Annotated in this window: 13 protein-coding genes; 2 read left to right on the forward strand and 11 right to left on the reverse strand. The window is 43.0% G+C overall.

What is annotated here, in order from left to right; genetic code table 11:
• Nucleotides 1-39: 39 nt before the first annotated feature.
• The 11 genes from pcaF to HX743_RS09140 all read right to left on the reverse strand — a co-directional run bounded on the left by pcaF (nt 40) and on the right by HX743_RS09140 (nt 10,421).
• Nucleotides 40-1,245, reverse strand: a complete 1,206-nt coding sequence (gene pcaF, locus HX743_RS09090) for a 3-oxoadipyl-CoA thiolase (RefSeq protein ID WP_178319046.1) — start codon at nt 1,243-1,245, stop codon at nt 40-42.
• A gap of 138 nt (nt 1,246-1,383) precedes the next feature.
• A complete protein-coding gene (locus tag HX743_RS09095; protein ID WP_178319047.1) occupies nt 1,384-2,037 on the reverse strand; it encodes a 3-oxoacid CoA-transferase subunit B in 654 nt (217 codons plus the stop codon).
• A gap of 22 nt (nt 2,038-2,059) precedes the next feature.
• A complete protein-coding gene (locus HX743_RS09100) occupies nt 2,060-2,746 on the reverse strand; it encodes a 3-oxoacid CoA-transferase subunit A (protein ID WP_104851986.1) in 687 nt (228 codons plus the stop codon).
• 27 nt (nt 2,747-2,773) lie between these two features.
• The gene (gene benE, locus HX743_RS09105) at nt 2,774-3,994 is read right to left on the reverse strand and encodes a benzoate/H(+) symporter BenE (RefSeq protein ID WP_004973520.1); all 1,221 of its coding nucleotides are present in this window, start codon (nt 3,992-3,994) and stop codon (nt 2,774-2,776) included.
• 59 nt (nt 3,995-4,053) lie between these two features.
• Nucleotides 4,054-4,839: a benzoate diol dehydrogenase BenD gene (benD, locus tag HX743_RS09110; protein ID WP_004973522.1), complete on the reverse strand. Its 786-nt coding sequence runs from the start codon at nt 4,837-4,839 to the stop codon at nt 4,054-4,056.
• Between the two features lie 38 nt (nt 4,840-4,877).
• Nucleotides 4,878-5,894 (reverse strand): benzoate 1,2-dioxygenase electron transfer component BenC, encoded by a 1,017-nt coding sequence (gene benC / locus HX743_RS09115; RefSeq protein ID WP_019837573.1) that lies wholly within the window; start codon nt 5,892-5,894, stop codon nt 4,878-4,880.
• A 95-nt stretch (nt 5,895-5,989) separates the two neighbouring features.
• The gene (gene benB, locus HX743_RS09120; protein WP_178319048.1) at nt 5,990-6,481 is read right to left on the reverse strand and encodes a benzoate 1,2-dioxygenase small subunit; all 492 of its coding nucleotides are present in this window, start codon (nt 6,479-6,481) and stop codon (nt 5,990-5,992) included.
• A complete protein-coding gene (gene benA / locus HX743_RS09125) occupies nt 6,478-7,866 on the reverse strand; it encodes a benzoate 1,2-dioxygenase large subunit (RefSeq protein ID WP_178319049.1) in 1,389 nt (462 codons plus the stop codon). Before benA ends, benB begins: the two co-directional genes overlap by 4 nt.
• A gap of 73 nt (nt 7,867-7,939) precedes the next feature.
• Complete coding sequence (catA, locus tag HX743_RS09130) at nt 7,940-8,860, reverse strand: catechol 1,2-dioxygenase (RefSeq protein WP_004973528.1); 921 nt, start codon at nt 8,858-8,860, stop codon at nt 7,940-7,942.
• A gap of 147 nt (nt 8,861-9,007) precedes the next feature.
• The gene (gene catC / locus HX743_RS09135; RefSeq protein WP_096901615.1) at nt 9,008-9,298 is read right to left on the reverse strand and encodes a muconolactone Delta-isomerase; all 291 of its coding nucleotides are present in this window, start codon (nt 9,296-9,298) and stop codon (nt 9,008-9,010) included.
• A 13-nt stretch (nt 9,299-9,311) separates the two neighbouring features.
• A complete protein-coding gene (locus tag HX743_RS09140; protein ID WP_004973532.1) occupies nt 9,312-10,421 on the reverse strand; it encodes a muconate/chloromuconate family cycloisomerase in 1,110 nt (369 codons plus the stop codon).
• A 116-nt stretch (nt 10,422-10,537) separates the two neighbouring features.
• On the opposite strand from HX743_RS09140, the gene HX743_RS09145 reads away from it, so the two are divergent.
• Nucleotides 10,538-11,452 carry a LysR family transcriptional regulator gene (locus HX743_RS09145; protein WP_178319050.1) on the forward strand — a complete coding sequence of 305 codons (915 nt, stop codon included), beginning with the start codon at nt 10,538-10,540 and terminating at the stop codon, nt 11,450-11,452.
• Between the two features lie 292 nt (nt 11,453-11,744).
• Complete coding sequence (locus HX743_RS09150) at nt 11,745-13,118, forward strand: MFS transporter (protein WP_178319051.1); 1,374 nt, start codon at nt 11,745-11,747, stop codon at nt 13,116-13,118.
• Nucleotides 13,119-13,169: the final 51 nt, after the last annotated feature.

Raw genomic sequence — 13,169 nt, forward strand, 5'->3', positions numbered from 1 at the left:
CTAAATCCCCCTTTATGAAAGGGGGACTTTTAATGAGGATTAAACACGTTCAATAATCAAAGCAATACCTTGACCAACACCAATACACATTGAACATAAACCGTATTTACCGCCAGTTTGTTCAAGTTGGTTCAGTGCTGTAGTGACTAAACGCGCACCAGATGCACCAAGTGGGTGACCTAAAGCAATTGCACCACCGTTTGGATTGACTTTCTCTGAACCATCTTCAATGCCTAAGTCACGAGTACATGCTAATGCTTGTGCAGCAAAGGCTTCGTTCAGTTCAATCACGTCCATTTGTTCAATGGTCAAACCTGTTTGTGCCAACAATTTTTTGATTGCAGGCGCAGGACCAAAGCCCATAATACGTGGTTCAACACCAACAACAGTTGAAGCAATGATTTTGGCACGTGGTTTTAAGCCGTGTTGTGCAACCGCTTCTTCAGAAGCAATCAGTAGGGCAGCCGCACCATCGTTAATACCTGACGCGTTACCTGCAGTCACAGTACCGTCTGCTTTTACCACTGGCTTTAATTTTGCCAATGCTTCTGCTGTGGTTGATGCACGTGGATGTTCGTCTGCAGCAACAACGACAGGCTCGCCTTTACGTTGTGGAATTTCCACTGCAATAATTTCTTTGTCAAAGAAACAGCGTGCTTGTGCAGCAGCAGTACGTTGTTGGCTGGTTAGAGCAAACAAGTCTTGATCGGCACGGTTAATATTGAACTGTTCCGCTACATTTTCAGCAGTTTGCGGCATAGTTTCTACGCCGTACATTTCTTTGAGTTTCGGGTTAATGAAACGCCAGCCCATTGTGGTGTCTTCAATTTTTTGACTACGACCATAAGCAGATTCTGATTTACCCATCACAAATGGAGCGCGGCTCATTGATTCAACACCACCTGCAATAATCAGGTTTGCTTCACCTGCTTTAATTGCACGTGCGGCCATTGCAATTGCGTCTAGCGATGAACCACATAAACGGTTTACAGTGGTTGCTGGCACTTGGTACGGTAAACCTGCTAAAAGTGCAGACATACGACCCACGTTACGGTTGTCTTCACCTGCTTGGTTGGCACAGCCGTAAATCACGTCATCAACTTGTTCCCAGTTTACAGATGGATTGCGTTGCATAAGTGCTTTGATCGGTAATGCGCCTAAGTCATCAGCACGGACTGGAGCTAAACCACCTGCATAACGACCAAATGGGGTACGGATGGCATCGACGATATATGCGTTTTTCATATTTTATTTTCCAAATATCTTAATCTCTCCCAACCTCCCTTTAAAAAAGGGAGGAGATTCCCACCTAAAATTACTTGATGGAAGTCCCCCTTTGAAAAAGGGGGATTTAGGGGGATTAAAAATTATATTTAAAGACGATTAAGCCTGAGTCGCATCAATCAGCTTTGCACCAGTCAATGACTGTAATTCTTCAAAGCTCAAGCCTTCAACTTTTTCAAGAACTTTCATGCCTTCAGGAGTTACGTCAATCACACATAAGTCAGTGTAAATGCGGTCTACACATTTCAAGCCAGTTGCTGGGTAAGTCAATTCAGCCACGATTTTTGGTTCACCTTTTTTGGTGACGTGATCGGTTGTGATAAAGACTTTTTTCGCACCAACGGCTAAGTCCATTGCGCCACCAACAGCAGGAATCGCATCTGGCGCACCTGTGTGCCAGTTTGCCAAGTCGCCATTTTCACCCACTTGGAATGCACCCAATACTGCGATGTCTAAGTGACCGCCACGCATCATGGCAAAAGAGTCACCATGATGGAAGAATGAGCCGCCTGTTAGCATGGTCACGAATTCTTTACCTGCGTTGATTAACTCAGGGTCTTCTTCACCTGCAGGAGGTGGTGGACCGAAAGCCAATAAACCGTTTTCAGAGTGTAAGAATACGTCTTTGTCTGAAGGCAGGTAGTTTGAAATTTTAGTTGGTAAGCCAATGCCGAGGTTGACATAAGCACCGTCTGGAATGTCTTGTGCCACACGTTCAGCGATTTGATCACGTGTTAATTTGGTATAGCTCATGATGTTCTCCTTCACGTGACAGTTATGCAGATTGTTCAGGTTGTTTTGCGCCAACGGCAACAACGTGCTGAACGAAAATACCCGGAGTGATGATGTGTTCAGGATCTAACGCGCCTAACTCAACCACTTCAGAAACCTGTGCAATTGTCACATCTGCCGCCATAGCCATGATTGGGCCAAAGTTACGTGCAGATTTACGGTACACCAAGTTACCCCAACGGTCGCCTTGCTGTGCTTTAATTAAAGCAAAGTCTGCGCGGATTGGGTTTTCTAGTACGTAGTCTTTACCTTCATAATTTAAGGTTGGTTTGCCTTCTGCAAGTAAAGTACCAAAACCTGTAGGGGTATAGATTGGACCTAGACCCATACCTGCAGCCTGAATACGGCATGCCAAGTTACCTTGCGGCACCAGTTCAAGCTCGATTTTGCCTGCGCGGTAAAGTTCATCAAATACCCAAGAGTCAGACTGACGTGGGAATGAACAGATAATTTTACGTACCGCGCCAGCTTTTAGCAGTTTCGCTAAACCGTAGTCACCATTACCTGCGTTGTTGTTTACAATAATTAAATCTTTGATGCCAAGTTCAATCAAACCATCAATGAGTTCCGCTGGCTGACCTGCGGTACCAAAACCACCAATCATGATGGTTGAACCATCTTTAATTTGCGAAAGGACTTCTGTTAAAGAAGTTTGACTTTTATCAATCATAATGTGTCCTAGACAATTGCCTGTCCATTAACTTTTGGAACTTTGAGTTGAAGGTAGGGGTGCTGCTGAGTTGTCGCGTTTGGTTAATACCCAATGTGCGATCAAACCAATACAGATGCCCCAAAATACAGAACTTAGCCCTAAAAACTGCATGCCAGAGGCAGTTGCTAAAAAGGTGATGAGGGCTGCATCACGCTGTGATTCTTTACTCATTGCAACTGAAATATTGGTGGCAATTGCACCCAAAAGTGCAAGTCCAGCCAAAGCTGCAATCAGTTCTTTGGGCAATAGGCTAAATAGCATGACGATGCTACCCGCAAATAACCCACCTAAAATATAGAAAATACCGTTTGCAACACCTGCAATATATCGCTTTTCTTTCAGTTCGTGCGCATCTTTACCTAAGCATAATGCTGCAGTAATAGAGGCAAGTACAATGGTAATTCCTCCCACACACGCAACGGCAAGAGAAGCGATACTGGTCGCACTAATAATAGGCTTAGCAGGCATGTCATAACCGCTAATTTTAATAATTGCCATACCCGGTAAAAACTGCCCAGACAAGCTGACTAAAATTAAAGGTAATGCCAAGTTTAAGGTTGAATTCCACGTCCATTCAGGTGCAATAAACTGTGGAATTGCCAAACTAAAATTGGTGGTGACAGGGTTAATTTTACCGAGCATTAAGCTGAGTATAATGCCTGCAGCAAGCACCCAAATCATGGCATAACGTGGACTAAAACGCTTTGCCAATAAAAATACCGCTAGCATCCCAAATACAATGTATGGCAGGGTATCGGTTGCAGTAAATAAGCCTAAGCCAAATTGAACCAAAATACCTGCCATCATGCCTGCTGCGACTTCTTGCGGAATCCAAGACAGGAGTTTGTCAAAATAACCTGTGATTCCAATCAAAAAAATCACCACAGCAGAGGTGATGTAGGCTGCAACTGCTTCATTCAGGGTAATATCGGGAAACAGTGTGACCAGCAATGCGGTACCGGGTGCAGACCAAGCGGTGACCACAGGCACTTTGTATTTAATGGACAAAAAGATACCTGCGACAGCAGCACCAATAGAAATTCCCCAAATCCATGAAATCATCATGTCTGGGGAAACTTGGGCTTGCTGTGCCGCTTGGAAAAAGATGATCAATGGCCCTGAATAGGAGATCAGCACTGCTAAGAATCCTGCAACAGTGGCTGAAATTGACCAGTCATTTTTTAAAGTTTGGAACAGGTGACTCATTGACGATTTGCCTCCTTGCGTCAAGCAATGATCCTGTTGAAGTTGGTCATGATCTTGGCTTAGCCCTGATCACCACCACCTACAGGTACAACGGTACCTGTCATGTACGATGACTCATCAGAAGCAAGGAACAGAATCGCATTCACTTGTTCCTGAATGGTGCCATAGCGACCCAAGAAGGTACGATCAATGGTTTGATCGACCACTTGTTGCATCCACTCTTTTTCAGATTCTGAAAGTGGGTTGGCATTACGTGGCACTTTACGTGGTGGCGCTTCTGTACCGCCAGTTGCAATAGCATTCACACGAATACCATCTTTGGCATGTTCAAAGGCGAGGGAAGCGGTTAAACCGTTTACACCACCTTTAGACGCCGAATATGGCACGCGGTTAATACCACGTGTTGCAATTGAAGATACGTTTACAATGGTACCTTTCTGGTTTTTCACCATTTCAGGCAATACTGCGCGGCAGCACCACATAGTAGGGAACAATGAACGATTCACTTCTTTGATAATTTCTTCTTCAGAAAATTCTTCAAAAGGTTTCATCCAAATTGCACCGCCTACGTTGTTGATGAGCACATCAACACGACCATAGGTTTCAAGTGCTTTAGCAACCACAGATTCTGCACCTGCAAAAGTTTCAAGGTTGGCTTTTACGGTTACTGCATCGCCACCGTGTTCTTCAATTTCGGCCAACACTTCTTCTACATAGGGAGAAAGGTCTGCCATAACCACTTGGGCACCTTCACTTGCCACTTGTAAAGCCACACCGCGACCAATGCCTTGAGCGGCACCAGTCACGATTACAACTTTGTTTTCAAATCTTTTTGTGCGATTCATTTTATTCTCCGACTGCGTTTATTGAATGTCTAACAAACTTAGTTGGCAGAGAATTTTTCAAATAAGAAGCTAGCAGGTTTAACGCCTTCAGCATCTAACCAACCGCGTACCGCTTCTACCATTGGTACTGGACCACATAAGTAGATGTCTACATCACCACCGTTAAGCCATTCGTTTTCAATATGACCTGTAACATAACCCTTACGCTCATGTGCAGATTCTGGATTTGCCACTACAGTGCGGTACTCGAACCAAGAGAATTTTTCTTGTAGTTCGTTTAATTTTTCAATTGCAACCAAGTCAAAGTCATTGGTCACACCAAAAACTAAACGTACAGGGTGCTCAGAACCTTTTTCTTCAAGTACTTGGAGCATAGACATAAATGGTGCGATACCTGTACCACCTGCTAACATCACTACAGGGCGTGCTACATTACGTAAGTAGAAGCTACCAAATGGACCCGTAAAGGTCATTTTGTCGCCAGCTTTGGCATTTTGGCTTAAGAATTCGCTCATTTTGCCGTTTGGTACGTTACGTACTACAAAACCAGTTAAGCGGTTACCAGGCTTAGAGCTGAAAGAATATGAACGGGTTTCTGTTGTACCAGGAATACCCACATTCACGTATTGACCTGCAAGGAAGTGAATGTCTGGTTGACCTTCATCTAACTGAATGTCAAAAGTAATGGTCGAGTCAGATAAGTTTTCGACACGAGCCAAAGTACCTTCAAATGCATGAATTTCAGTTTTACATACATCAGAAGTTGCTTGAATTTGGAATACTGCGTCAGAAGTTGGTTTACATTGGCATGCAAGAATGTAGCCTTGTTCAGCTTCTTCTGGTGTCAATGCATCTTCAATATAAGTTTCTTCAGGCATGTCATACGAACCTGATTCACAAAACGCACGGCACGTTCCACATGCACCGTCACGGCAGTCCAAAGGAATATTGATCTTTTGACGGTAAGCTGCGTCTGACAGTGTTTCACCATCTGTAACAGAAATAAAACGTGTAACGCCATCTTCAAATTGAAGTGCAACATTGTGGTTTGACATGGCTGAATATCCTATATAAATCTTTGAAACTAGACCTTTCAGCCAAGATTCCATCTGGCTGAAAGGTTTTTACCTTGCTGTAAATGAATACAGTCTTAGAGGTGGTAGATATCGATTACTTGGTTGATGTAATCGTTTTTCAGCACCACGTACTTGCTTAAAATTTGCGGTTTGTCGCCAGAAAAATCGATTTCATAGCGTGACATACCAAAGTAGCTGTAGTTAGTTTTGTAACGGAAACTTAAAGTGTTCCAGTTAAAACGTACAGTGACTTTATCGCCATCACGTTCAACAATTTCAATGTTGCTGATGTTGTGGCTTGTGCGTGTATCTGGCATGGTTGCAGATGAACGCTCAGTTTTGATACGGAACACACGGTCTTCTAAACCTTGACGGTCTGGATAGTAAATCAAAGAGATTTCAGACTGTGGATCTTGAGTTAAACGGTCATCGTCATCCCAAGCTGGCATCCAGAAAGAAGCAGTAGGAGCGTAGCACTGTAACCACTCATCCCATTGCTCATCATCTAAAAAGCGAGCTTCTTGATAAAGGAACTGCGCAACTTTTTCTAAAGTGATGTCGCTCATGCGTTTTCTCCTTCAGTAGATGCCGCAATTTCTTTTTCAGTTGCGATGCCTTGTTTGATGAGTTCTAACCAGTGTTGGTGCTGAGCAAGGTATAAACCTTCGTCTTCAGTTTTAATACCAGACAGTTTTGGTTTTAAACCAATTTCGTTGGCTGCATCGTCTGGACCTTGGATCCAATGCTTAGAACCACGGCACATATCGTTCCACTCAAGTGCGATACCTGCGTAACCTGCTTGACATGCACGGAATTCTTCAAGATCGTCTGGGGTTGCCATACCTGATGCGTTAAAGAAATCTTCGTATTGACGGATACGGCGTGCGCGTGCTTCTGGCTCTTCACCTACAGGTGCGATACAGTAAATTGTCACTTCAGTCTTATCTACAGACAGCGGACGTAACACACGAATTTGTGAACCGAACTGATCCATGAAGTACACGTTTGGATAGATACACAAGTTACGTGAACGCTCGATCATCCATTTCGCCATTGCTTCACCGAATTGCTCGGTGTATTCATCTTTCTTGGCAAAGTTAGGACGGTCTTCTGGGTTAGCCCATTGAGTCCAAAGGAGCATGTGACCATTTTCAAAGCCGTAAGAACCACCGCCTTGTTTGCCCCATGAACCTGCGCTCATTGCACGGATGTTATCGCCAGCTTCTTTTTCTTTACGTTGCTGAGTTGTTGCAGCGTAGTTCCAGTGTACTGCAGACACGTGGTAACCATCGGCACCGTTTTCAGCAGTTAACTTCCAGTTACCTTCATAGGTGTAAGTCGAAGAACCACGTAAAACTTCAAGACCTTGTTGAGATTGACCCACAATCATGTCAATGATTTTAGTCGCTTCGCCTAGGTATTCTTCTAAAGAAGGAACATCTGGGTTTAAGCTACCAAACAAGAAACCTTTATAGCTTTCAAAGCGGGCAACTTTTTTCAAGTCGTGTGAACCGTCTTTGTTAAAGCAATCTGAATAACCTGCATCTGCTGGGTCTTTTACTTTTAACAACTTACCAGAGTTGTTGAAAGTCCAACCGTGGAATGGGCAAGTATAAGTTGCTTTGTTACCACGCTTGTAACGACATAATTGTGCACCACGGTGTGAACACGCATTGATCATGGCATTCAATTCGCCATTGCGGTTACGCGCAATGATGATTGGCTGACGACCAATGTAAGTGGTGTAGTAGTCATTGTTGTTTGGAATTTGGCTTTCATGTGCCAAATAAACCCAGTTGCCTTCAAAAATGTATTTCATTTCTAGGTCAAACAGGGCTTGGTCTGTGAATACTGAACGGTGTAATTTAAATTCACCAGATTCAAAATCATCAACCAATAATTCGTCAATACGGTCTAAGTGGCTAGTATTGATAACAGGAATACGAGGCATGTCCTTTCTCCGACTTTCCAAGGAGGGCAGTCATCGGGATGGGGCAACGACCACATCCCGATTCCATTTCAAATTATGCGCTTGCGCGGCGACGTTCAACTTCAGTAGAAGGAACGCCAGCTTGATCTTTCTGAAGAACAATGTTGAACTGGATGTGTTTGAAAGGACCTTTCAGACCACGTTTTGCAATTTCAGCTTCATCAGTCACGTCAACCGCAGTTGCCACCAGACCTTCACGAGTCGCGAATGCAAAGTCATCCCACAGGTATTGGTCGCCTTCAATATTGAATTGAGTAGTCAGCTTGCGGTAACCCGGTGCAGATACGAAGTAATGTACGTGCGATGGACGGTTACCGTGACGGCCTAGCTTGTCCAGTACAAACTGAGTTGTACCTTCTGGAGGGCAGCCATAACCCACTGGCATTGTCGTCAATGCAGTATATTGACCATCGGCAGCGGTAATGATGCTGCGACGCAGGTTAAAGTCAGACTGTGACTTGTCAAAGAATGAGTAGTTGCCCAGGCTGTTGGCATGCCAGATTTCAACTTTAGCACCTTCAACACGGTTGCCGTCAGTATCAGTCACTGTACCTTCAATGATCAGCGTCGGGATTTTGCCTTCTTCAGAACCATCGTCCATACGCGCAAAGCTTACTGTTTCAGGTGCGCCAGAGACATAAAGTGGACCTTCAATCGTACGTGGCGTACCGCCAGTAATGCCTGCTTTAGCATCCGCTTCATCAGCACGTAAGTCTAGGTAGTGTTCCAGACCCAAACCTGCAGCCAATAAACCTAATTCGTTCGCTTGACCGGCATCAGTAAAGTATTCCAGACCTTTCCACAGTTCTGACTGAGAAATATCAAGATCTTCGATCGCTTGGAAAAGGTCACCCAATAAACGCACAACAACTTGTTGTACACGTTCATCTACAGGGCCTGTCGCTGTATCAACGTTCATTTGCTTAACTAATGCATCAATTTCTTGGCGATTCATTTTCATTCTCCTTGGAGGTGTGCTTTGGTGGCGAATATCTCTGGACTAAAAACGAGATAATTGGCTGCCACTTTCCTTGTTTACTTGGTTTGCTAAATGTTTACTTTGGTGCTGGAGTAAGGTGCTTACTCCAGTTTCCGAATTAAATCAGGTGTCATCTTCACGAATTGATGAAGGGTGGCGGTTCAATGCCATCACTTCAATATTCATGTAAGGGTAGAGCGGAAGACCTTGCAGAATGTTGTGCAGTTCTTCATTGCTCTCAACATCAAAAATACTGATGTTTGAATATTGGCCAGTAATACGCCAAATATGACGCCATTTACCTTGACGCTGTAATTCCTGCGAATATGCTTTTTCAACGGCTTTAATTTCGTTAGCAGTTTCTGCTGGCATATCCAATGGAATGTTTACATCCATACGTACGTGGAAAAGCATGGGTTTCTCCTAATTACTGACGACGCAAGTTGTCAATTTTGTCTTCATCCAACTCAATACCTAAACCTGCACCTGTTGGAAGGTGTAATTCAAAGTCTTGGTACTGAAGTGGAGTTTTTAAAATTTCTTCGGTCAGCAATAACGGACCAAATAATTCTGTGCCATAAGCTAAATTCTGGAAGGTCGAGAACACATGCGCAGATGCAATCGTGCCGACAGGGCCTTCAAGCATTGTGCCGCCATATAGGTCGATGCCTGCCAACTGTGCAATTGTTGCAACTTCACAACCTTCGATTAGACCCGCAGATTGGGCAACTTTAACTGCAAATACAGATGCAGCATTACGTTTTGCCAATTGATAAGCGCTTTGTGGGCCCATCAATGATTCATCTGCCATGATGGCAATATCAAATTTACGTGTTAAACGCTCCATGGCATCAATGTTGTCAATTGCACATGGTTGTTCAATTAAATCGACACCACCATCTTGTAAAAGCTGGATGCCTTTAATTGCTTCAAGTTCTGACCAAGCACGGTTTACGTCTACACGAATAGAAACGTCTTTACCCAATGCTTGTTTGATTGCCAATACGTGTTCTACATCTTGCTCTACTGGGCGTGAACCGATTTTGAGCTTGAATGTGTTGTGGCGTTTAGCCGCAATCATTTTTTGTGCTTCAGCGATGTCTTTTTCTGTATCGCCAGATGCAAGTACCCATAACACAGGAACCGAGTTGCGTAGGCGACCACCTAAAATTTCACTTAAAGGTTGGTTTAAGCGCTGCGCTTGAATATCTAATAAAGCAGTTTGAATGGCACATTTCGCGAAACGGTTGCCATTGATATTCTTTTTAATGACCTGTAAAGTTTGCGCAACATTCAAGCCAGCTAAAGTTTTTAGCAATGATGCGAAATATGTTTCGATATTGGTTTTTACGCTTTCTGGGCTTTCTTCACCATAGCCCAAGCCGCCAATCGTGGTTGCTTCGCCCCAGCCAACAAAACCATCTTCAGTGGTGATTTTGACTAATACAAGGGTTTGGGTTTGCATGGTTGCAACCGCCATCTTGTGTGGGCGGATGGTTGGTATTTCCACCAGCAAAGTTTCTACTGACTTATACATGGTTTGCCCTTCATATCATTGCTTTATTACAGTTATGTGATATACCTTAAAAGAATAAATTGCATTGGTCGAAGATCAAATATGCATTTTTTTATACTTAAAAGGTATTTTGAGCTATGGAACTCAGGCATTTACGTTATTTTGTTGCTGTTGTAGAAGAGCAAAGTTTCACCAAGGCAGCAGAAAAACTCTTTATTGCTCAACCACCTTTGAGCAGACAGATCCAAAATTTAGAACAAGAGCTTGGAATTCAACTATTTGAGCGTGGAAGTAGACCGCTTAAGACCACCGAAGCAGGCCAATTCTTTTACCAACATGCCGTTAAACTTTTGTCTAATGCGGAAGAAATCAAGTCGATGACAAAACGTGTCGGTATTGCTGGTCGTACTGTGACTATTGGCTTCGTTGGTTCTTTATTGTTCGGATTATTGTCAAGAATTGTGTATTTGTTTAAGCAGCAGCATCCGCATTTAAAAATAGAAATGGTGGAAATGACCACCAATGACCAGATTCAAGCCTTAAAAGAAGGACGTATAGATGTCGGATTTGGTCGTTTGCGTATTTCCGATCCTGCGGTGAAACGCATACTGTTGCGTGAAGAAAGATTAATGGTTGCGGTGCATTCAAGTCATCCTTTTGCGATGCAAAAAGAAGGGGTGTATTTGGCCGATGTCGTTGATCAGCAACTATTTTTATATCCGAATCACAACAAACCGAACTTCTCTACGCAAATTCGTGGCGTGTTTTCTGAGTATGGACTAGAACCAAGGAAAATTCGTGAAGTACGAGAACTGCAACTGGCTTTAGGCTTTGTTGCAGCAGGTGAAGGGGTGTGTCTGGTGCCTGAAAGTGCAGAAAATATTCATTTGGCACATTTGCACTTTATACCTTTATTAGATGATGCGGCGGTGAGTCCAGTCTTTATGGCTATTCGTAACATGGATGAAAGTGAAGATATTCGTTCTTTATTTGACTGTATCTATCAAGTCTATGACTTGGAAGCTGTGACCTATGACCGTAATGTTTTCTAATAAATTTAATTTAAATCAATGGTTTGAAAATTAAATCGCACATCAATTTATCATGCTATTTATTTGTATTTGCCGTCATTTGAATTAGAGAGAAAAACTTTTTCACTCTTTCAGATGACGGCATTTTTTATACACTTTCTATTTTATTTTTATAAATATCAATAATTTATATTTTCTTAGACTTTTTAGGTATGTATCCATGCCTATTCAGTTTTGGACAAATTTTAACTTCTTATTCATTGTGTGCATCTGAGTTGGAGTAACGGACTTCACAATTAGGAGGTGAAGCAAGATGCAAAGCAATAAAATTAATATCAATACCTTGATTGATGATGCCAAGTTCACGCCATTTCATTGGGGCGTATTGTTTTGGTGTCTGATGATCATTATTTTTGACGGTTATGATTTAGTCATTTATGGGGTTGCATTGCCGCTGCTCATGCAAGAGTGGGCTTTAAGTGCAGTTCAAGCTGGCTTACTGGCTAGTACCGCATTATTTGGCATGATGTTTGGTGCGATGACCTTTGGTACGCTTTCTGACAAATTGGGGCGTAAAAAGACCATTATGATTTGTGTGGCTATTTTCAGTGGCTTTACATTCTTAGGTGCGTTTGCAAGCAATCCAGTTGAATTTGGTATTTTACGTTTCCTTGCTGGGCTTGGTATTGGCGGTGTAATGCCAAACGTTGTGGCCCTTATGACAGAATATGCGCCAAAGCGTATTCGTAGTACTTTGGTTGCGCTGATGTTTAGTGGTTATGCCATTGGCGGTATGACTTCAGCATTGTTGGGTGCATGGTTAGTGCCAGAGTTTGGCTGGAAAATCATGTTCTACATCGCAATTATTCCATTGGTAACTTTACCGTTAATTTGGAAATTCTTGCCTGAGTCACTTATGTATTTGACCAACAAGAAAGAAATTGAGCAAACCCGCAGTATTGTGCAAAAAATTTCGCCAAGCCAACAATTAAATGGTGACACTGAGTTTGTACTGAATGAAGTGACTAAAGGCGATGAAGCACCTGTAAAAGCATTGTTCCAGCAAGGTCGTATGTTCAGTACCTTCATGTTCTGGATCGCATTCTTCATGTGCTTGTTAATGGTTTATGCTTTGGGCAGCTGGTTACCAAAATTAATGATCCAAGCGGGTTATTCATTGGGCGCAAGTATGATCTTCCTATTCGCACTGAATATTGGTGGCATGATTGGCGCAATTGGTGGTGGTGCATTGGCTGACCGCTTCCATATCAAAAAAGTACTCACCATTATGTTTATCTGTGGCGCAGCAGCATTAATTCTGCTTGGCTTTAACAGTCCACAAATTGTGTTGTACACCTTAATTGCAGTTGCTGGTGCAGCAACCATTGGTTCACAAATCTTGCTTTATACTTTCGTCGCACAATATTACCCATCTACTGTACGTTCTACAGGTATGGGCTGGGCATCAGGTATTGGTCGTATCGGCGCGATCGTTGGACCAGTCTTAACTGGCGCATTATTGACCATGAATTTACCGCACCAAATGAACTTCTTTGCTATTGCGATTCCAGGTGTAATTGCTGCTTTAGCGATCTTCATGGTGAATTTAAAAGCTTCAGTAGATGCGAAAGCCCTTGCAGAGCCTGCGGTAGAAAGCAATCCAATTGCACAAAAAGCAACCCAATAATTTCTATACCTTTCAATTAATCTTTCGTCATCAATGATATAGATCGCCATC

Origin of the sequence: Acinetobacter sp. Swhac1, from assembly GCF_013390985.1 — a bacterium.
GTDB lineage: Bacteria > Pseudomonadota > Gammaproteobacteria > Pseudomonadales > Moraxellaceae > Acinetobacter > Acinetobacter towneri.

Excerpts from the sequence above, each read along its gene's own strand:
- pcaF (WP_178319046.1), bottom strand. The coding sequence starts at position 1,245 with ATGAAAAACGCATATATCGTCGATGCCATCCGTACCCCATTTGGTCGT.
- HX743_RS09095 (WP_178319047.1), bottom strand. The coding sequence starts at position 2,037 with ATGAGCTATACCAAATTAACACGTGATCAAATCGCTGAACGTGTGGCA.
- HX743_RS09100 (WP_104851986.1), bottom strand. The coding sequence starts at position 2,746 with ATGATTGATAAAAGTCAAACTTCTTTAACAGAAGTCCTTTCGCAAATT.
- benE (WP_004973520.1), bottom strand. The coding sequence starts at position 3,994 with ATGAGTCACCTGTTCCAAACTTTAAAAAATGACTGGTCAATTTCAGCC.
- benD (WP_004973522.1), bottom strand. The coding sequence starts at position 4,839 with ATGAATCGCACAAAAAGATTTGAAAACAAAGTTGTAATCGTGACTGGT.
- benC (WP_019837573.1), bottom strand. The coding sequence starts at position 5,894 with ATGTCAAACCACAATGTTGCACTTCAATTTGAAGATGGCGTTACACGT.
- benB (WP_178319048.1), bottom strand. The coding sequence starts at position 6,481 with ATGAGCGACATCACTTTAGAAAAAGTTGCGCAGTTCCTTTATCAAGAA.
- benA (WP_178319049.1), bottom strand. The coding sequence starts at position 7,866 with ATGCCTCGTATTCCTGTTATCAATACTAGCCACTTAGACCGTATTGAC.
- catA (WP_004973528.1), bottom strand. The coding sequence starts at position 8,860 with ATGAATCGCCAAGAAATTGATGCATTAGTTAAGCAAATGAACGTTGAT.
- catC (WP_096901615.1), bottom strand. The coding sequence starts at position 9,298 with ATGCTTTTCCACGTACGTATGGATGTAAACATTCCATTGGATATGCCA.
- HX743_RS09140 (WP_004973532.1), bottom strand. The coding sequence starts at position 10,421 with ATGTATAAGTCAGTAGAAACTTTGCTGGTGGAAATACCAACCATCCGC.
- HX743_RS09145 (WP_178319050.1), top strand. The coding sequence starts at position 10,538 with ATGGAACTCAGGCATTTACGTTATTTTGTTGCTGTTGTAGAAGAGCAA.
- HX743_RS09150 (WP_178319051.1), top strand. The coding sequence starts at position 11,745 with ATGCAAAGCAATAAAATTAATATCAATACCTTGATTGATGATGCCAAG.